The organism is Mesorhizobium sp. WSM4830, from assembly GCF_055811495.1.
Map to the genome: position 1 here is coordinate 159297 of NZ_JBVVQI010000003.1, position 20157 is coordinate 179453.

At 64.4% G+C, this 20157-nt stretch carries 15 protein-coding genes; 9 read left to right on the top strand and 6 right to left on the bottom strand.

Annotated elements, in window-relative coordinates:
- The first annotated feature begins 2 nt into the window (after nt 1–2).
- The 3 genes from ccmE (at nt 3) to AC0L2Y_RS05635 (ending at nt 2988) form a co-directional block, all read left to right on the top strand.
- On the top strand, nt 3–446 hold the full coding sequence (gene ccmE, locus AC0L2Y_RS05625) for a cytochrome c maturation protein CcmE (protein ID WP_473554460.1): 444 nt from the start codon (nt 3–5) through the stop codon (nt 444–446).
- A gap of 95 nt (nt 447–541) precedes the next feature.
- Complete coding sequence (locus AC0L2Y_RS05630) at nt 542–2530, top strand: heme lyase CcmF/NrfE family subunit (protein ID WP_473554462.1); 1989 nt, start codon at nt 542–544, stop codon at nt 2528–2530.
- Nucleotides 2527–2988 (top strand): cytochrome c-type biogenesis protein, encoded by a 462-nt coding sequence (locus AC0L2Y_RS05635; protein ID WP_473554465.1) that lies wholly within the window; start codon nt 2527–2529, stop codon nt 2986–2988. Before AC0L2Y_RS05630 ends, AC0L2Y_RS05635 begins: the two co-directional genes overlap by 4 nt.
- A gap of 129 nt (nt 2989–3117) precedes the next feature.
- On the opposite strand, the gene AC0L2Y_RS05640 is transcribed toward AC0L2Y_RS05635, so the two are convergent.
- Nucleotides 3118–3369, bottom strand: a complete 252-nt coding sequence (locus tag AC0L2Y_RS05640; RefSeq protein ID WP_473554807.1) for a CopG family ribbon-helix-helix protein — start codon at nt 3367–3369, stop codon at nt 3118–3120.
- 203 nt (nt 3370–3572) lie between these two features.
- Here AC0L2Y_RS05640 and AC0L2Y_RS05645 point away from each other — a divergent pair, with 203 nt between their 5' ends.
- The 5 genes from AC0L2Y_RS05645 (at nt 3573) to AC0L2Y_RS05665 (ending at nt 11172) form a co-directional block, all read left to right on the top strand.
- Nucleotides 3573–5129 carry a Do family serine endopeptidase gene (locus tag AC0L2Y_RS05645; protein ID WP_352469002.1) on the top strand — a complete coding sequence of 519 codons (1557 nt, stop codon included), beginning with the start codon at nt 3573–3575 and terminating at the stop codon, nt 5127–5129.
- Between the two features lie 301 nt (nt 5130–5430).
- The gene (locus tag AC0L2Y_RS05650) at nt 5431–6105 is read left to right on the top strand and encodes a response regulator transcription factor (RefSeq protein WP_352469008.1); all 675 of its coding nucleotides are present in this window, start codon (nt 5431–5433) and stop codon (nt 6103–6105) included.
- Between the two features lie 6 nt (nt 6106–6111).
- On the top strand, nt 6112–7581 hold the full coding sequence (locus AC0L2Y_RS05655; RefSeq protein ID WP_473554466.1) for an ATP-binding protein: 1470 nt from the start codon (nt 6112–6114) through the stop codon (nt 7579–7581).
- A complete protein-coding gene (locus AC0L2Y_RS05660; RefSeq protein WP_473554467.1) occupies nt 7581–10547 on the top strand; it encodes a bifunctional [glutamine synthetase] adenylyltransferase/[glutamine synthetase]-adenylyl-L-tyrosine phosphorylase in 2967 nt (988 codons plus the stop codon). The genes AC0L2Y_RS05655 and AC0L2Y_RS05660 overlap by 1 nt, the downstream gene beginning before the upstream one ends.
- 145 nt (nt 10548–10692) lie before the next feature.
- Nucleotides 10693–11172 (top strand): EF-hand domain-containing protein, encoded by a 480-nt coding sequence (locus AC0L2Y_RS05665; RefSeq protein ID WP_473554470.1) that lies wholly within the window; start codon nt 10693–10695, stop codon nt 11170–11172.
- A 50-nt stretch (nt 11173–11222) separates the two neighbouring features.
- Here the strand turns inward: AC0L2Y_RS05665 and AC0L2Y_RS05670 are convergent, their stop codons facing one another.
- From AC0L2Y_RS05670 to AC0L2Y_RS05685, 4 genes are all read right to left on the bottom strand, one after another.
- Nucleotides 11223–13550 carry a PAS domain-containing sensor histidine kinase gene (locus AC0L2Y_RS05670; RefSeq protein ID WP_473554471.1) on the bottom strand — a complete coding sequence of 776 codons (2328 nt, stop codon included), beginning with the start codon at nt 13548–13550 and terminating at the stop codon, nt 11223–11225.
- Between the two features lie 181 nt (nt 13551–13731).
- The gene (merA, locus tag AC0L2Y_RS05675) at nt 13732–15717 is read right to left on the bottom strand and encodes a mercury(II) reductase (protein WP_473554474.1); all 1986 of its coding nucleotides are present in this window, start codon (nt 15715–15717) and stop codon (nt 13732–13734) included.
- 409 nt (nt 15718–16126) lie between these two features.
- Complete coding sequence (locus tag AC0L2Y_RS05680; RefSeq protein WP_352490860.1) at nt 16127–16423, bottom strand: heavy-metal-associated domain-containing protein; 297 nt, start codon at nt 16421–16423, stop codon at nt 16127–16129.
- A gap of 21 nt (nt 16424–16444) precedes the next feature.
- Nucleotides 16445–16855, bottom strand: coding sequence for a mercuric transporter MerT family protein (locus tag AC0L2Y_RS05685; protein ID WP_473554476.1), 411 nt, complete (start codon nt 16853–16855; stop codon nt 16445–16447).
- Between the two features lie 85 nt (nt 16856–16940).
- On the opposite strand from AC0L2Y_RS05685, the gene AC0L2Y_RS05690 reads away from it, so the two are divergent.
- Complete coding sequence (locus AC0L2Y_RS05690) at nt 16941–17360, top strand: MerR family transcriptional regulator (RefSeq protein ID WP_473554479.1); 420 nt, start codon at nt 16941–16943, stop codon at nt 17358–17360.
- 23 nt (nt 17361–17383) lie between these two features.
- Here AC0L2Y_RS05690 and pepN read toward each other — a convergent pair whose 3' ends face one another.
- Nucleotides 17384–20029: an aminopeptidase N gene (gene pepN, locus AC0L2Y_RS05695; protein ID WP_473554480.1), complete on the bottom strand. Its 2646-nt coding sequence runs from the start codon at nt 20027–20029 to the stop codon at nt 17384–17386.
- Between the last annotated feature and the right edge of the window lie 128 nt (nt 20030–20157).

The window sequence follows — 20157 nt, forward strand, 5'->3', positions numbered from 1 at the left end:
CGATGACGCGCAAGCAGAAACGACTGTCGGTGATCGCCGCGGGGCTGGCGTTTCTCGGTGTTGCAACCGGGCTGACCTTCTATGCGCTTGGCCAGAAGGCCTCCTATTTCTACATGCCGGCCGATCTGGCCACCGCCAGTCTTCAGCCGGGCCAGCGTATCAGGCTCGGCGGTCTCGTCGAAAAAGGCACCGTCGAGCGTAGCCAAGGCGCCACCGTCGCCTTTTCGGTGACCGACAACCAGAAGGACGTCAAGGTTACCTATACCGGCATTCTTCCCGACCTCTTCCGGGAAGGGCAAGGCGTGATCACCGAAGGCTCGTTTGGCCCTGACGGGATCTTTGTCGCCGACAGCGTGCTGGCCAAGCATGATGAGACCTATATGCCCAAGGAAGTGGCCGACGGCCTCAAGGCCAAGGGCGTATGGCAGGAGAGCAAGAGTGAGTAGAAAGGTTCCGCAAAAGCCTGCCCTCGAGCTTGGCCCGAGGGTGTCCACGGTTTTGCGGCAAGAACCTGCGGCAAGATCTAGCGAGCGCGGCGACAATGGTTGAAACCGGACATTTCGCCCTGGTCCTGGCGTTTGCGCTGGCCCTGGTGCAGACGATGGTGCCGCTGTTCGGTGCGCGCACCGGCAACCACAAGATGATGGCCGTCGGGGCACCGGCCGCGCTGACCGGCTTTGCCTTGACGGCGCTGTCTTTCGTGGCGCTGGCAACCGCCTATGCAGGCTCCGATTTTTCCGTCGAGAGCGTCTGGGAGAACTCGCATTCGCTGCAGCCGCTGATCTACAAGATCACCGGAACCTGGGGCAATCACGAAGGTTCGATGCTGCTTTGGGTGCTGATCCTGACCTTCTTCGGCGCGCTTGTCGCCGTCTTCGGCGGCAATCTTCCGGCGACGCTCCGGGCCAATGTGCTTGCCGTGCAGGGAGCGATCGGCGCCACTTTCTTCCTGTTCATCCTAACGACGTCGAACCCGTTCGTCAGGCTCAATCCGGCGCCTATCGAAGGCCGCGATCTCAACCCGATCCTGCAGGACCTCGGCCTCGCCATCCATCCGCCGCTGCTCTATCTCGGCTATGTCGGTTTCTCGATCTGCTTTTCCTTCTCGGTCGCCGCCCTCATCGAGGGCCGCATCGACGCTTCGTGGGCGCGCTGGGTAAGGCCGTGGACATTGGTTGCCTGGATGTTCCTCACCGGCGGCATCGCCATGGGCTCCTACTGGGCCTATTACGAGCTCGGCTGGGGCGGCTTCTGGTTCTGGGATCCGGTCGAGAACGCATCCTTCATGCCGTGGCTGGCGGGCACGGCGCTGCTGCATTCGGCGATCGTCATGGAAAAGCGCTCGGCGCTGAAGATCTGGACGCTGCTTCTGGCGATCCTGACGTTCTCGCTGTCGCTGCTCGGCACCTTCCTGGTGCGATCCGGCGTGCTGACCTCGGTGCACGCATTCGCCACCGATCCGACGCGTGGCGTGTTCATCCTCTGCATCCTGACGCTGTTCATCGGCGGCTCGCTGGCGCTGTTTGCCTTGCGCGCCTCCCGGCTGACGGCCGGCGGCCTGTTTCACCCGATCTCGCGCGAAGGCGCGCTGGTGCTGAACAATCTGTTCCTGACCACCGCCACCGCCACCGTGCTGGTCGGCACGCTCTACCCGCTCGCCGTCGAAGCCCTGTCTGCCGACAAGATCTCGGTAGGCGCGCCGTTCTTCAACCTGACATTCGGCCCGCTGATGGTGCCGCTGCTAGTCGTCGTGCCGTTCGGGCCATTGCTCGCCTGGAAGCGCGGCGACGTTTTCGCGGTCGCCCAGCGTCTGATGGCGGCTTTCGCGGCGGCGCTGCTCGCCGTGCTGGTGACGGCCCTGTTCATCGATGGCGCTTCGGTGTTGGCGGCACTCGGTGTCGGCCTTGCCTTCTGGCTGATCTGCGGCGCGCTCACCGACCTTGCCGTCAAATCCGGCTTCGGCACCGTCGCGCCCGCCGCCATGCTCAGGCGCTTCGCCGGCCTGCCGCGCTCGGTCTTCGGCACAGCGCTTGCGCATCTCGGCCTCGGCCTGACGACGCTCGGCATTGTCGGCACGCTTTGCTTCGGCACCGAAAAAATCTTGGCGATGCATGCCGGCGAGACCGTCGAACTGTCCGGCCACAAGCTGCGCTTCGAGGGGCTCTACCCGGCCCAGGGGCCTAACTACAGTGAGGATCGCGGCCGCTTCGCCCTGCTTGGCGCCGACGGCAGCGTCACCGGCGAGATCATTTCGGCCAAGCGCTCATATCCGGTGCGCCAGATGACCACGACCGAATCCGGCATCAAGACGATCGGCTTCAGCCAGCTTTATCTCTCGCTTGGCGACGAGGCCAGCGATGGCTCCGTCGTCGTTCGTCTGTGGTGGAAGCCGCTGGTGACGCTGATCTGGGGCGGCGGACTGGTGATGATGGCGGGGGCGGCGATGTCGCTGCTCGACCGCCGCCTGCGCGTCGGCGCACCGTCGCGCCGCAAGGCCGCGGCCGCCGTGCCATCGGCGAGCCCACAATGAGAAGGGTCACACTGGCCTCGCTGATCCTGCTGCTGGCGCTGTTGTTCGCCGGCGCCGCGCAGGCGGTCAAGCCCGACGAAGTGCTCGCCGACCCGGCGCTCGAGGCGCGGGCGCGCGCTTTGTCGGAAGGCCTGCGCTGCATGGTCTGCCAGAACCAGTCGATCGACGAGTCCGATGCCGACCTCGCCCGCGACCTGCGCATCCTTGTGCGGCAGCGCCTGGTCGCTGGCGATACCGACCAGCAGGTGATGGACTATGTCGTTTCGCGCTACGGCGAGTTCGTGCTGCTGAAGCCACGCTTCAATCTGCGCAATGTCTTGCTCTGGGGGACGCCAGTTCTTCTGCTGCTCGTTGGCGGGACGTTCATCCTGCTGGCCGCCCGCTCGCGCCGCTCGACGGCGACGGCTGCGTTAACTGCCGAGGAACAGGCGGCGCTGGACAAGATGCTGGATAGCTAGTCCGCTAATCCGGCCATTCCTCCGGCGGCCAGTCGCGCGACGTGTCTGGCGGCCGGGCTCTCTCGTGCGACGAAGGCGACTTGCTGTTTAACGTCGTCCAGTGCTTCGCGCGACCGGGCGACGACCGCTTCACGCCTTGTCCGCGCGCCTGGCTTCCACCGCTTCGATGATGGCGTCGATTTCCACCATGGCTTCGTCGTGGGACATGACGCGGCCGGCTGCCGCGTCGGCCATGCCGCCTTTGATACCTTCGATGATCTCAAGCTCGCGATCGACATAGGCCGAAACCGCCTCGGCCGCGAGGACGGATTTACTGCGCCGAGTGACAGCGGCGATCTGCTCAAGCTTCAGCTTGGTTTCGGACGAAACCCGAATCGTCATGGTGGCGTTTGCTGTCACAGTGAAAGCCTTGTGCTGAATTGATAGGGCACCGGACGGGCACGACCAGAGATTTATGCGCCTTTGTCGGTGATACATTACGAAAGTTTCATGTACCGGAAATGGCGCCGTAATGTGCGGCTCGCTATTTCCTTTGTCGAGGATGCCAATCAAGGGGCGTCCCTTGAAAAGAGGATACGAGAACCATGAATGTTGCCCCCAATTCATATCTTCGCACCCGCAAACGCCTGCTGGCCGCAGCCGCATCCCTGGCCATTGCCGGCGCGATCGGCTTTGGTGCTGTTGCCACCGGGACAGCCCCGGTGCTGGCCGACGCCGTGCGTGTCGAGGCACCGCAGGTCCCAAGCTTCGCCGATGTGGTCGAGCGCGTTTCTCCGGCGGTCGTCAGCGTGCGCGTCAAGGCCAAGATCCAGTCGACGGCCGATGACGGTTCCGGCCAGATGGACGACGAGGACGGCCTAGGCAATCTTCCCGACAACCCGCAGCTGCGCCGGTTCTTCCGCGAATTCCGCGGCTTTGGCGATCAGGGCGGCGATCAGGGCCCGAACGGAATGCGCCGTTTTGGACACCGTGACCGCAACAACGACCAGCCGCGGCCGGTGGCGCAAGGGTCCGGCTTCTTCATCTCCGATGACGGCTATCTCGTCACCAACAACCATGTTGTCGAGGAGGGCACCGCCTTCACCGTGGTGACCAATGACGGCAAGGAACTCGACGCCAAGTTGATCGGCACCGATCCGCGCACCGATCTTGCCGTGCTCAAGGTCGATGACGGCAGCAAGTTTACCTATGTCGACTTCGCCGATGATTCCAAGGTTCGCGTCGGCGACTGGGTGGTGGCTGTCGGCAATCCGTTCGGCCTCGGCGGCACGGTTACCGCAGGCATCGTTTCGGCCCGCGGCCGCGATATCGGCGCCGGCCCCTATGACGACTTCATCCAGATCGACGCCTCGGTAAACCGCGGCAATTCGGGCGGCCCGACCTTCAACCTCAACGGCCAGGTCGTCGGCATCAACACCGCGATCTTCTCGCCGTCGGGCGGCAGCGTCGGCATTGCCTTCGACATTCCCGCTTCGACCGCCAAGCAGGTCGTGCAGGATCTGATGAAGAACGGCACCGTGCAGCGCGGCTGGCTCGGCGTCGAGATCCAGCCGGTCACCCCCGAAATCGCCGAGTCGCTTGGCCTTGGGTCCGGCAAGGGCGCGCTCGTTGCCAGCGCGCAGGACAATGGTCCCGGCAAGAAGGCCGGCATCACCGCCGGTGACGTGATCACCCAGGTGGACGGCAAGGACGTTGCTTCGCCGAAGGAACTCGCCCGTCTGATCGGCGCTTACCCGCCCGGCAAATCGGTCGATGTCACAGTGTGGCGCAACGGCAAGAGCGAGGCGGTCAAGGTCGATCTCGGCAAGCTGCCGTCGAGCGACAAGCAGGCCTCGGCCGACCAGCAGCCTGCCCCCGCGCCGAAGACCGACACGCTCGCCGATCTCGGCCTGACCGTCACCAAGTCCGACAATGGCAAGGGCCTTGTGGTGACCGACGTCGACCCCGACAGCGATGCCGCCGATCGCGGCATCCAGCCCGGCGACGTCATCACCTCCGTCAATTCGACGGAAGTGACCGGCACCGGCGACGTCGACAAGGCGATGGCCGACGCGGTGAAGTCCGGCCGCAAGGCGGTGCTGATGCAGATCACCCGCGACGACAGCAACCGCTTCGTCGCGCTGCCTGTCGCCAAGGGCTGACGACCGGTTCGACTTTTCCGGAGCGGCGGTTTTCAACACCCCCGAGCCGCCGCACGGGAAAGCACGGGGCCTGAATGCGTTAGTCAGTCATCGTGTTCCGCCCCAGCGGCAGCGGGCTTCCCATCGCCCGCTGCCGCTCGAACATGCCGCTCAAGGCGTGAAGCGGTTTTAGGCTACGACATGCTAAAACAAAGACTTACCGCGTATCCCTGAATCACTTTGTTCGCGATACGCCATGGAGAAGGCCACGATGCATATGCCGGCCACTCAATCTTCCAGCGAAATCGCGTATAACGGTTCTATGAAGATTCTCGTCATAGAAGACGATCGCGAGGCAGCCGACTATCTGCAGAAGGCGTTCGCCGAGGCCGGCCATACCGCCCATGTCGCGGGCGACGGCGAAACCGGCTTCGCGCTCGCCGATTCCGGCGACTATGACGTCATGGTCGTCGACCGCATGATGCCGCGCCGCGACGGCCTGTCCGTCATCGCCGGGCTCAGGTCCAGAGGCAATACGACGCCCGTGCTGATCCTGTCGGCGCTCGGCGAAGTCGACGACCGGGTCACCGGTCTGCGCGCCGGCGGCGACGACTATCTGACCAAACCCTACGCCTTTTCCGAACTGCTCGCCCGCGTCGAGGTGCTGAACCGCCGCGCCAGCGCCAGGGAAGCCGAAACCGTCTACCGGGTCGGCGATCTCGAACTCGACCGGCTGTCGCACTCGGTGCGGCGCGCCGGGCGCGAGATAACGGTGCAGCCGCGCGAGTTCCGCCTGCTCGAATATTTGATGCGCCACGCCGGCCAGGTGGTGACGCGCACCATGCTGCTCGAGAATGTCTGGGACTACCATTTCGATCCGCAGACCAACGTCATCGACGTTCATATCTCGCGGCTGCGAGGCAAGATAGAGAAGGGCTTCGACAAGCCGATCCTGCACACGGTTCGCGGCGCCGGCTATATGCTGAAAAGCGGCTAGAATCCCATGGCTCTTTCCGTGCCGGCCATCATGAGGACGACGGCAGCGCGGCTTTCAGCGCTTTATCTTCTGCTTTTTGCGCTGTGCGCGGTGTTGCTGGTCTTGTACATGACCTCGCTGTCGGCGCGCATGCTGACCGCCCAGACGCAGGAGACGATCAACGACGAGGTGCTCGGCCTTGCCCGCGCCTATCAGCGCGGCGGCCTGCCGGTGCTGGTCCGCGTCGTCGAGCAGCGCTCCCGCCAGCCCGGCGCCAATCTCTATCTGATTGCCGATGCCAACGGCCAGATCCTGACCGGCAACGTGCAGAGCCTGGAGCCGGGCGTGATCGAGACCGAGGGCTGGACCACCGAGCCGTTCTCCTACCGCCGCTTCGGCGAGGGCGAGCTCGAGCGGCAGCGCAACCCGGTCTCCGACCCGAACGAACCCGCCCAGAGCGAAGTACAGGCCGAAGGCGAGAAGGGCCATAACGCCATTGCCCTGGTGCTGCGCCTGCCCAACCAGATGATCATGCTGGTCGGCCGCGACCTCGGCGAGCCGGAGCGCTTCCGCGCCGTCATTCGCCGCGCTCTGATGCTGGCGCTCGGCATGATGGGCGTCGGCGGGCTGCTGATCTGGTTCTTCGTCGGGCGCGCGGCGCTGAAGCGCATCGACAGCGTGTCGGAGGCGAGCCGCCGCATCATGGGTGGCGATCTTTCCGGCCGGCTGCCGGTCACCGGCGCCGGCGACGAGTTCGACCGGCTGTCGGAAAACCTCAATTCCATGCTGGCCAGGATCGGCACGCTGAACGAGGGGCTGAAGCAGGTCTCCGACAACATCGCCCACGACCTGAAAACGCCGCTGACCAGGCTGCGCAATCGCGCCGAGGCGACGCTTTCCGGCAAGCACAACGCCAGCGACTACCGGCAGGCGCTGGAAGGAACGATCGCCGAATCCGATCAGCTGATAAAGACCTTCAACGCCATCCTGATGATCTCGCGGCTGGAGGCCGGCTATTCCTCCGAAAGCACCACCAGGGTCGACCTGGCCGCTGCCGTGCACGACGTTGTCGAACTCTACGAGCCGGTGGCGGAGGAGGCGGGCGTGACGCTCGAATCTTCGGTGCAAGGTTCTTTCGTCGTCAACGGCAATCGCGAGCTGATCGGCCAGGCGCTGTCCAACATCGTCGACAACGCGATCAAATATTCGACCGACTCGACGTCCAGGCCTACGGTTCGCGTGACGCTGGAGCGTGTCGGTGGCGAGATCAGGCTCGCCGTTTCCGACAACGGCCAGGGTATTCCTGACGATGTCGACCGCGCCAGGGTGACCGAGCGTTTCGTGCGGCTGGAAAAGAGCCGCTCGCAGCCGGGTTCCGGCCTTGGCTTGAGCCTCGCCAAGGCGATCATGACGTTCCACAATGGACGGCTTGAGCTTCTGCCCGGCAATCCCGGATTGTCGGTTGTCATGAGTTTTCCCGGGCGGGAGGATCGCTGATGGTGGCGAGGATGGCAGTGCGACGCCTGGAAGCGGACTGGCTGTTGAAGCCCGCGCTAAAGCTCGTTCCGCTGGATGCAAGCCGCGCCAGGCAGGAATTGTCGGAGATCGCCGACGCCGCGCGGCAAAAAGAACTGCCGCGACTGGCGAAATTTCTGGCCGGCGAGGGGGTCGTCCAGGATTTCCTCGCCGCCGTGTTCGACCTATCACCGTTCCTGCGCGATACGGCGCGCCGCCGGCCGCGGATACTCGATGCGCTTTTCGACGGGACGGTCGAGGCGCGGCTGTCATCGATCGGCGCCGCGGTCGACAAGGCAGCACGCGCAGAGGCCGTCTCCGAAAGCAGCCTGATGATGGAGCTGCGCCAATGCAAGGCGGAGGCGCATTTCCTGATCGCCTTGGCCGATCTCGCCGGCGAGGCCGAGACCTCGCTGACGGTGCGGCGACTAAGCGAGCTTGCCGACGCCTGCACGCGTGCGGCCGTCGATTTCCTGCTCCGCGACGCGCATGAGCAGGGCAAGCTCCGATTGCCAGATCCCAAAAATCCGGCGCGACGCTCGGGCTGGATTCTGCTCGGCATGGGCAAGCTCGGCGCGCATGAGCTGAACTTCTCCTCCGACATCGACCTCGTCGTCTTCTTCGACCCCGATGCGCCTGCCGTCGTCGATCCGCTCGATGCCACAGAGCTGTTTTCGCGCCTGACCCGCCGGCTGGTCCGTATCCTCCAGGACCGCACCGAGCACGGTTACGTCTTCCGTACCGATCTCAGGCTTCGTCCCGACCCCGGCTCGACGCCGCTGGCGATCCCGGTCGAGGCGGCGCTGCGCTATTATGAGGCGCGCGGCCAGAACTGGGAGCGCGCCGCCATGATCAAGGCGCGCCCAGTGGCCGGCGATGTTGCCGCCGGCGCCGCGTTCCTGAAGGAACTGCAGCCCTATATCTGGCGCAAATACATGGACTATGCGGCGATTGCCGACGTCCATTCGATCAAGCGCCAGATCCACGCCCACAAGGGCCATGGCGAGGTCGCGGTCAAAGGCCACAACGTCAAGCTCGGTCGCGGCGGCATCCGTGAGATCGAGTTCTTCGTCCAGACCCAGCAGCTCATCGCCGGCGGCCGCTTTCCCGAACTGCGCGGCCGCGAGACCGTGCCGATGCTCGGCGAGCTCGCCACGCGCGGCTGGATCACCGCCGACGCGCGCGATGCGCTCACCAGGCAATACTGGTTCCTGCGCCGCGTCGAACACGCCATCCAGATGGTTGCCGACCAGCAGACGCATATCCTGCCGGAGGACGAAGAGGGGCTGGAGCGCGTCGCCCGCATGCTGGGCTTTGCCGATGCGGCTGGCTTTGCCGAAACGTTCCGCGCCGCACTCCACCAGGTCGAGCGCCACTATGCAGCGCTGTTCGAAACCGCGCCGGAGCTTTCGGCCGGCATCGGAAATCTGGTCTTTACCGGCGACGTCGACGATCCCGATACCTTGCAGACCCTGCAGCGGCTCGGCTTCCAGCGGCCGAGCGACATCTGCCGGGTTATCCGCGGCTGGCACTTCGGCCGCTACCGCGTCACCCGGTCGGCGGAAGCGCGCGAGCGGCTGACCGAACTGACGCCGGCGCTGCTGCAAGCCTTCGGCCAGACGCGGCGAGCGGACGAGGCGGTGATCCGCTTCGACGAATTCCTTGCCGGCCTGCCTGCCGGCATCCAGCTGTTTTCGCTGCTGCAGTCGAATCCGGCCTTGCTGAAGCTGATGGCGACGATAATGGGCGCGGCACCGCGGCTAGCCGCCATCATCACGCGCCGGCCGCATGTCTTCGATGGCCTGCTCGATCCGGCGCTGCTGAGCGAACTGCCCAACCGCGCCTATCTGTCGGCGCGCCTTGCCGCCTTCCTCGAAGGCGATAGGGCCTATGAAGACGTGCTCGACCGGCTGCGCATCTTTGCTTCGGAGCAAAAATTCCTGATCGGCGTCAGACTGCTTGCCGGGTCGATCGACCCACCGCGCGCCGGCCGCGCTTTTTCCGATCTCGCCGACCTGACCATCGAGGCGGCGTTGCAGGCGGTAATGGCGGAATTCGCATTGCGTCACGGCTATATTGCCGGCGGCAGGGTGGCGCTGCTCGGCATGGGCAAGCTCGGCAGCCGCGAACTGACGGCAGGTTCCGACGTCGACCTCATCCTGCTCTACGATCACGACGCCGATGCCGAGGAGTCCGACGGCGACAAGCCGCTTGCCCCGTCGCATTACTACAGCCGGCTGACGCAGCGGCTGATCGCCGCCGTTTCCGCGCCGACCGCCGAGGGCGTGCTCTACGAGGTCGACCTTCGCCTGCGGCCGTCCGGCAACAAGGGGCCGGTGGCCACGCATGTCGATGCCTTCAAGAAGTATCAGCGCCAGGACGCCTGGACGTGGGAGCACATGGCGCTGGCGCGGGCCCGCGCGATCGGCGGGGATGCCGAGCTCTGCCGCGAGGTCGAAGGGGAAGTTGCCGCAGTGCTCGCTCTGCAGCGCGATCCAGCCAAGGTGATGGCCGAGGCATCCGAGATGCGCGCCATGATCGGCAAGGAGAAGCCGCCGCGCGATCCCTGGGACATCAAGCTGATCCCGGGCGGCCTCATCGATCTTGAATTCATTGCCCAGGTTGCGCTGATCACGGGAAAGATCGAAGCCGGCCGCAGGGCCACCGGCACGGCTGAGGTCCTGTCGCGGCTGGCGCCGGATTTCGCCAGCGCCCAGGTCAGGCAGGAACTGGTGGATGCCTATTCGCTCTATCTGGCGCTGACCCAGATGATACGGCTTTGCCTCACCGGCGCGTTCGAACGCGACGACGTTCCGCCAGGACTTTCCGATCTGCTTCTTGCGGTCACCGACCTGCCGGATTTCGGTGTGCTTGAAGCGCACCTCAAGGAGACGTCGCAGAAGGTCAGAAAGGATTTCGACCTTCTGCTTCGTGCGAAACAACCCTGACGGCAACCAGCCGTACGGGCGAGAGCATCGGACCCAAAATTGCGACCTTTTTTGGGAGGTTCCGATGTTCAATCAAAGAGATAGAGCAGGGGATTGAAGGTCCGCCGCTCTAGCATCGGGGGTGACGATGCAACAGGAGAAGACCATGAGAAAGACAACCAGACTTGCACTCGTTTTCGCAGCCCTGGCCGGCGCCGTCGGCACGGCAGCCTATGCAGACGAGCACTCCGGCGCCGGGCCGCGCGACGGCATGATGATGCGCCTCGGCAAGGTCATGAAGGACAATGACGGCACCATCACCTTCGACCAGTTCTCCGACGCCATGAACGCGCGGCTGAAGAAGATGGTCGCTGACAATGGCGGCAAGCTGACCGTGGCACAGCTCGCCGACGCGCTGGAGAAGGCGCGCTTCGAGCAGATGGCCAGGCGCATCATCGCCCGTTACGACACCAAGGGCGACGGCACGCTGACCGCCGACGACATCACCAGCCGCCAGAAGAAGGTCTTCGCCATGCTCGACCGCGACAATGACGGTAAGATCGAGAAAAACGAACTGCCGAAGGGTCCCGGCCGTCACCGCCAATGGGACGGCGAGGGCGATGGTGGCGCTGACGGCGTGCAGTGAAAATTGGAAACGCTCCGGCGGCACGCGCCGCCGGAGACTTATTTTGTCGTTCAGGCAGCCGCCCTGACCGCCTGCGCGGCTTTCTTGATCGGAATGCGTACCGAGACGATCGTGCCGACGCTTTCGGTCGAGCGGATCTTCAACGCGCCGCCCTGAAGCTCGGCCAGCGAGCGCGAGATGGCGAGGCCGAGGCCGGAGCCGGCATGGCTCTTGGAGAACTGGTTCTGCACCTGTTCGAATGGCCTCCCGAGCTTGCTCAGCGCCGCCTTCGGGATGCCGCAGCCATTGTCCTCGATCGTCAGGATCAGCGCGCTGGAAATGCTGCGGGCTCTGACCGAGATGTGGCCGCCTTGCCCGGTGAACTTCACTGCATTGGACAGAAGGTTGATGAGGATCTGCTTGATCGCCCTGCGGTCGGCGAACAGCGTCAGCGAATCGGCGATGCGGGTTTCGACGGTGATCGATTTTTCCGCCGCCTGCAGGGAAACGACGCGAACCGTTTCCCTGATAAGCGGGCAGAGATCGATTTCTTCCTGGTCCAGCGCGAACTGGCCGGCCTCGATCTTCGACATGTCGAGGATGTCATTGATCACACCGAGAAGATATTTGCCGCTGCCGTTGATGTCGGTGGCATACTCTTCGTAGCGCGGCGAACCCAGCGGCCCGAACAGCCGCCGTTCCATCAGTTCCGAGAAGCCGATGATCGCGTTGAGCGGGGTGCGCAACTCATGCGACATGTTGGCCAGGAATTCGGATTTGGCCCGGTTTGCCGCTTCGGCCCGTTCGGTTTCCTTCATGTATTTGCGATTGAGCTCGACGAGCTCACGAGCCCGTTCTTCTTCCGCGCGGCGGGCAAGGCTGAGGTCGTGGATTGTCGCCATCAGCCGGCGCTCGCTGTCGACCAGCTTCTCCTGGTGCAGCTTGATCTGGGTGATGTCTGAGCCGACCGAGACGGTGCCGCCGTCCCTTGTCCGCAACTCGTTCACCTGCAGCCAGCGGCCGTCGGCAAGCTGGCGCTCGAAGGTCACGCCCCCCTGCGGCCCGTTGGTGTTGGCAAGCCGCCGCTCCGAGGCGAAGGCCAGCATGCGTTCTTCCAGCACGGCGCGCGGGGCGCCCGGCATCACGTCGCGATCCGACAGGCCGTTGTCCTGCTGGTATTTGGAATTGCACATGATCAGGCGCTCGGACGAATCCCACAAGACGAAGGATTCGTTGATGTTTTCGATGGCCGTCCTCAGGCGCAGGTCCGCGGCTTCGGAGCGCAGCGCCAGATGCCGCTGCTCGGTGACGTCGACGGCGATGCCGATCAGCTGGATCTCCGGCGCTTCCGGGTCGATAACCTGTGCTCTTGCCCGCATCCAAACCCATTGCCCGTCGGCATGGCGCATCCGGAACACCTGGTCGATATGGTCGATCTCGCGTGTGACGATCCTATTGGCGAGTTCGAACAAATCGCCGTCCTCGGGATGAATGATTTCGTCGACTTCGCCGAACGACAGCATCGTGTCGCAAGGCTCGTAGCCCAGCATGTCGTACATCGAGCGCGACCAATACATCTTGCCGCGCACCATGTCCCAGTCCCACAGGCCGCAGCGGCCGCGCACCAGCGCCATGTCGATGCGCTGGTGGGCTTCGAGATAGATGCGGTCGGCGGTCTGGGCACGCGCTGCCTGGCCGAAATAGGCGTAGAGGATGACGATCAGCACACCAGCCGTCAGCACGAACAGCGTGACGTTGAGCGAGACGGTCTTGCGCCAGGCGTCAAAAACTGCCTCCTGCGGCACGAACGCTGCCGCGGCACCCCTTCGGCCATTCGCCAGGCTCACTGCCGCGTACCAGTCCTGTCCGCCGATGCTGACCTCCATCACCCCGGCGCGGTCGCCGAACATGAATAGCGGCTGCCCGCCCTGCACGACGCCATCGAGCGATCGCCCCTCCCAGTGCATCGACTGCGGCGATACGGCAATGATCTTGAAGGCACTGTCGGTGATCGCCAGTACGTGGCTTCGGCCCATCGCGCCCTGACGACCGGTGCTCTCCAGCAGGTCCTGGATCGCGCCGGGCGCGGAAACCATGGTCGCGTCGGCGGCGATCGAACTGGCCAGTTGGCCGGCGGCCAGCGCAAGGATCGCCTTGGCGTCGCGCTCGATCTCGTCGCGCTCGTTCATCAGCGACAGAAAGCGCAGTACTGCGATGATCAACAGAAAGATGATGATGAGGGCCGGTATCGATCGCCGCAACAGCGGCTCGGCTGCCAGCAGCCGTCGGTAGGCAGGTTCGGCGATGAGCCGCGTATTGCCAGCGAGACCGTCGCTTCGCGCCTCGCGACGCTCAAACGCCGTCCCACCGGGCGCGCCCCACGCGTCCGCCTTCGCCATAAATGGCACTCCCCGATTTTCTGTCCCGCTTGACGATCCGGCAACGCCGCACTTCCGAATCGTCACTAAAGAATCAAAGGTGATTCGCCTTGTCCAGAGGCGCGGCGAAAAAACATTAAAAATCGACTAAAATTAGCCGCACGGCGACGCTTTTGGCGCTACCGGCGCAATCTGGCGGTGTTCAGCCGGCACAACAAGACAGCTTGGCGATGTCCTTGTGAAACGACAGCGCCGCGAGCTTCAGGCCCTCGACAGTGGTGAGATACGGAAAGATCGTGTCGGCGAGGTCGTCGACGGTGAGTCCTTGCTTTATCGCGAGCGTCGCGGTCTGGATGCTGTCGGCGCCTTCGGGCGCGAGGACATGTGCGCCGAGCAAGCGGCCGCTGCCGGCATCGGCGACGAGCTTGATCAGGCCGCGGGTGTCGCGTGCGGCAAGCGCACGCGGCACCTGGTCGAGACCGATCGTCGAGGCGCGAACGGCGTACCCGGCCGCGCGCGCCGCAGCCTCGGTCAACCCGACGCTCGCTACCTGCGGATCGGTGAATACGATGGCTGGCATAGCGCTGTTGTCGTAGCGCAGCCTGTCGCCGTTGAGGGCGTTCCTGGCGGCGAGCTTGGCGCCGTAGGCGGCCATGTAGACAAACTGGTCGCGGCCGGTAACGTCGCCGGCGGCATAAATGCCGGCTTCCGTCGTACGCATGCGGTCGTCGACGACGATGCCGCCCCTCGGCGAGACGGCGACGCCGCGCTCGGCCAGCCCAAGGCCTTCGATGTTGGGCGTGCGGCCTGTGGCCAGGAGGACCTGATCGGCGTCGATCGCAACATCCTGGCCATCGCGTGCGACGTTGAGCGCAATTCTCTTGTCAGTCTTTCGGATCGCGCGGTAGGCGATGCCGGAGACCACGGTGATGCCTTCGTCTTCGAAGTACCCCGTCAGCGCCGCGCCGATCTCGGGCTCGGCCTCCGGCAGCAGGCGGGACCGGCACACGAGCGTCACCTTGACGCCGGCTCGCGCGAACATCTGAGCAAGCTCCGCCCCGATGTAGCCGCCACCGATGACGAGCAGCGACTTCGGCAGCTCCTCGAGGTCGAGCGCAGTCGTGCTGGTCAGGTACGGCACAGCCTCGATGTCCGGAATGGCGGGGACCGCCGGCCGAGCCCCGGTCGCGACGATGATCTTGCTAGCGGGAATGCGCGCGCCGTTCACGTCTACGCCGCCGTTTGCGAGTCGTGCCGCGCCCTCGCTGTAGGCGATACGATTGTAGGCCGGCAGCAGGTCGATGTACTTGGCCTGACGCAGATCGGAAACGAGAGCGTTCTTCTGACGAACAGTTCCGCGCCAGTCGATCAGTTCGGCGTCGGCCGTGATGCCGGCAAAGCGCACGGCGGCTCGGGCATTGTGGAGCGTCTCCGCAGCGCGGATCAGGGTCTTCGACGGGACGCAGCCAATATTGACGCAGGTGCCGCCGACGGTCCCGCTACCGATAAGGGCTACCTGCGCCCCCTGATCGGCGGCCGTGATCGCGGCCGAAAAGCCGGCCGAGCCGGCGCCGACGACGGCAAGGTCGTAGGCGCCGCCGTTGCGACCGCTCACGCGGAAGGAGCGGTTTGCCAATGGGCTGATCGTCGGTGCCGGGCCGGCCGGTCGTGATGTGCTGCCAGTCCCGATACTGCCGTCGCTGTGTTCTGCTGCATCAATGCCGGCCAGGCTCGGCCCGAAGAGAGCCCGACCGGCCTCCAGACCTTCTGGGATCGACAGCCGAAATCCGTCATCGTCCGCAGCCTGTTCACGGCGCCAGGCGGAAAGATGGTCATCCGAACAGAAGAAGGCGGTCGTGGCGCATAGCGAAGTCGCCGCGCACGCGCCTTCATAGCGAATATTCTGCCACATGACCGCCGTCCCCGGCTCGATCTGGGCCAATGCCAGGCCGTGGTCCTGCGTGGTGATCCGGATCGATGCGCCACAGTGGCGGCAGCGCGATGCAACCGCGACGTCGTGGTTGGTCATGGCGCAGATGCCGAGCGCATCGACCGCGCACATGGCATTGAGAACGCGTCCGTCCGGCGTGACCCGGTGGCCCGTGTCTCGATCGGTGAAGGGATAGGCGCCGACGATCCGCGCACCGTCGAGCACGACCAGGTCGCGACGGCGGAGTTCCTCGAGCAACCGCGGGACGGCCGCCTCACGCAGACCCACGTGCCTGGCGATGACGCCTTGGGTCGGCGCTCGCCCGAGTTCGGCATAGAGCCTAAGCAGCGTAACGCGAATGTCGTCCGTGGCAGGATCATAGCCGCTTCAGCGATTGAGCACATGGTCGGACCCGACCATAGCCAGCAGGGCGTCCTGGGCCGCCGGCGACGTGACCACCGACCAGTCCGGAAACGTCACGCCCGGCCGCACGGCATAGCTCGGCAGTGTCGCGCATGCGGAAGCAGACGCCTTTGTGCAGGGGCGAGGAGGATACGCAGCAATCGTTCACGGCTTTTACGCCTTCCTTGTGGATCGTCGTCTCACGGCGCAGCAGATCGCGGCAATCACGGCGCCGGCAGCGCCTGTGCGTATCAGGTCATTCATGTCAACTGCCTCGCTGCGGCATCGGGCGGGCGGGATAGCCGGCATTCATACTGGCGGCCGCGATGGCATCCGGTGTCGTCTTCGCGTCGTCGAAGGTCACGGTCGCGGTCTTGGCTTCGAAGGAGACGGCCACCGCCGTGACGCCCGGGACCGCCGCCATCGACGTCTTCACGATATAGGGACAGGAGGCGCAGGTCATGTTGTCGACAGCGAAGGTGATGGCGCGTTCGGCGGCAACGGCAGCCGGCGCTATCAGCATCGACGCGAACAGGGCGAAAGCGCCCAAGCTCTTCTTCATGGGACAGGTCTCCTCTTGGTGTCAGACGCGGAGCAGCAGCGGGGCGACGTAATCGAAGGCGAAGGCGGCGATCACGAGCACGGTCGCGATCCAGAGCCCGAGTTGTACGAGACGGCTGGGGATCGGACGTGCGCAGGCAGCATCATTGGCGCAGGCCCGCCGTGGCTTCCAGTAGACGAGATAGAAGCCATATCCGAGAAGGCCTGCCGTTCCGGCGACGAAGAGCGGCTTGTATGGCGCGAGCACCGTCAGATTGCCGATCCACGCGCCGCCGACGCCGAGGCTGAACAGCACGAGCGGAATGATGCAGCAGGACGAGGCGGCGAGCGCGCCGAGAATGCCGCCGATCGCGACCAGGCGCTGTCGTACGGTCTCGCTCCGCTCGAGCACGGTCGTGGCAGGCCGCGTGACTGCTGTTTGCGATGCAACCATCTCCGGCCTCTCTTTGCTTGCCGAAATCCCTAACGCGACGTAGCATGCTGTCTGTAGTCGCTACAGGGTCAAGAGGGTTTTTACGATGCGCGATCAAGCCGTGGTGAAGGGTCTGCAGCGGGCCGAGCTTGCCCGGCGGACGGGCTGCAACCTGGAGACCGTGCGTTACTATGAGAAGGTCGGCCTTCTGCCCGAGCCGCCCCGTACGACGAGCGGCTACCGCAGCTACGACACCATGCATGAGCGGCGCCTCCGCTTCGTGCTGCGGGCGCGCGCGCTCGGCTTCTCCCTCGATGAAATTCGTGAGCTGCTTCTCGTCGACGAACGCGACCGGCCGTGCGCTGAGGCACGCACCGTCGCCGCCGCCCACCTCGACGACGTGCGAGCGAAGATCGCCGATTTGAAGCGGATGGAGCGGGTGTTGAAGGACGTGGTCGCGCAATGTGCCGAGGGCACGCTGCCAGAATGCCCTCTGATCGAGACATTGTTCAGCGAAGCCGGCTGACACCCGTCGTCTATCAACGCACCTTACGCCAGTGTGCGCTCGACGATGTCTCGCAAATCGGCCGACAGCTTCTCGGTATTGGCGATTGAAAGTAACGCCTCCCTTGCCTTGGCCTGCCGCACCGGTTCGAGCGAGCGCCACGACCTGAGCGCCGTCGCCAGCCTGGCGGCCACCTGCGGGTTGCGTTTTTCGACCTGCAGCACCGTTTCGACGAAAAGCCGGTAGCCCTCGCCGTCGGCGCGATGGAAGCCGGTCTGGTTGGCGCTGGAAAACGTTCCGACGAGCGCGCGTACCCGGTTCGGGTTGGCCATCGAGAACGCCGGGTGGCTGGTCAAGGTGCGCACTGCGTCGACGGTTTGCGGGCCGGGCACGCTGGCCTGGATCTGGAACCATTTGTCCATGACCAGCGGATCGGTTGCATATTTCGCCTCGAAATCGGCCAGCGCCTTAGTCGCCTCAGGTGAGCCGTGGTGACGGTGCGCAAGCACGGTCAACGCCGCGGCACGATCCGTCATGTTGATCGCCGATTGGAAGTGCCGGGCGGCGAGCTCCGCGCCTCCCGGCAGCAAGGAGAGATAGTCCAGCAGGACATTGCGCAGCGCCCGCCGCCCGGCATTGGCCGCGTCAGGGCTGAACGGACCATTGTCGGCGAGCCGATCGTAAAGGTTGGAGAATATCTCGCTGTTGGCCTCGGCGATCGCCACCGCGAGCGCCTCGCGCGCCGCGAAAATGGCATCGGGGTCGATGTTCTTGCCGATGTCGCGGGCGATATCGGTCTCGCCGGGCAACGCCAGCGCCAGTGCCCGATAGGCGGGTTCGAGCGCTTCGTCGCCGGCTATCTTGCCGGCAAGCCCGGTCAGCCGGGCGCCGAACTCGGGTTGCCTGTGGTCCAGGATCTGGCGAAAGGCTGCAATCAGCGCATCGGTCAAAAGCGTGTTGAACGCCTGCCAGCGCGAGAAGGCGTCGCTGTCGTGGCCAGCCAGAAAAAACTGGTCGTCGGGCCGCTGCTCGACCGAAAGCGTCACCGGCGCCGAAAAGCCGCGGTTGAGCGACATGGCCGGCCGCGCGGCAATCCCGGAAAACCTGACGACATGGCGGCGTTTGCGGATATGGATGACACCGTCCTCGACATTCGCCCCTTCGACGCCGCTATAGGCTGTCGCCTCTCCGCCGGCGCCGACCAGGCCAAATGCGAGCGGAATGTGCATCAGCCGTTTGCGGCTTTCCGCCGGTGTTGGCGGCACCGACTGCTCGATTTCGAGCGTGAATTCCTGCGCCGCAGGATTATACGCCGAGCTGACGGTCAGGTTCGGCGTACCGGCCTGATGATACCAGAGCGAAAACTGCGACAGGTCGCGACCGGAGACGTCTTCGAACACCTTGATGAAGTCTTCGATCGTCGCCGCCTGGCCGTCGTGACGTTCGAAGTAGAGGTCCATGCCGGCGCGGAACGTCTCGGCGCCGAGGATGGTATGGATCATGCGCACGACTTCCGAGCCCTTTTCGTAGACCGTCGCCGTGTAGAAATTGTTGATCTCGCGGTAGCGGCGCGGCCGCACCGGATGCGCCAGCGGCCCCTGGTCCTCGGGAAACTGATGGGCGCGCAGCGTACGCACCTCGGCGATGCGCTTGACGGCGCGCGAGCGCTGATCGGCCGAGAATTCGTGGTCGCGGAAAACCGTCAGCCCTTCCTTCAGGCAAAGCTGGAACCAGTCGCGGCAAGTGATTCTATTGCCTGTCCAATTGTGGAAATACTCATGCGCGATGATGGCCTCGATATTGGCGAAATCGGCGTCGGTCGCGGTTTCCTGGTCGGCCAGAACGTATTTGTCGTTGAAGATGTTGAGACCCTTGTTCTCCATTGCGCCCATATTGAAGTCGGACACGGCGACGATGTTGAAGACATCGAGGTCGTATTCGCGGCCGAATGCCTCCTCGTCCCATTTCATCGACCGTTTCAAAGCGTCCATGGCGTAGCCGGCGAGCCTCTCTTTGCCCGGTTCGACATAGATTCCGAGCTCGACCTTGCGACCAGACAGGGTAACGAAACTGTCCGAGATCTTGCCGAGGTCGCCCGCCACCAGCGCAAACAAATAGGACGGCTTGGGGAAGGGGTCGTGCCAGACCGCATAGTGCCAGCCGCCGGCAAGCTCGCCGCTGCCGGCCGGGTTGCCGTTGGACAAAAGCAGCGGCGCCTCACGGCGCTGAGCTTCGATACGTACCGTATAGACCGACAGGATGTCGGGACGGTCGAGGAAATAAGTGATGCGGCGAAAGCCTTCGGCCTCGCATTGCGTGCAATAGACGTCGCTGGAGCGATAGAGGCCCATCAGCGCTTCGTTCTGCGCCGGCGCCAACACGGTTTCAGTTCTCAGCTGGAAGCGCCTTGTCGCAGGGGGGCTGATGATTGTCAGTTGATCGGGCGTGGCGAGAAAATCCGCAGGGCTCGGTTCCTGGCCGTCGATGGCGATGCTGCGGAGCGTCAGCCCGTCGCCATCCAGCACCAGTGGCACCGACGCCGCAATCCCGTCGCGACGTTCGACCGTCAGCACGGCGGTGACATGCGTTGCTTCAGGCGAAAGGCGGAAAGTCAGGCTGGTTTCCGGAATGAGATAATCACTGGGGCGATAGTCTTCGAGCTTGAAGACCTGGCCGGTATCTGTGCGCATTCCTTGATTTTTCCTGTCGATCCGGGAGCGGTGGGTGGGTCCGCTGGTCCAAATAATTTGAAGTCTGCGCTCTTTACACGAAACACTCCCTCGACAAAACTGCAGCGACGTCTATTTCAGGCGATCAT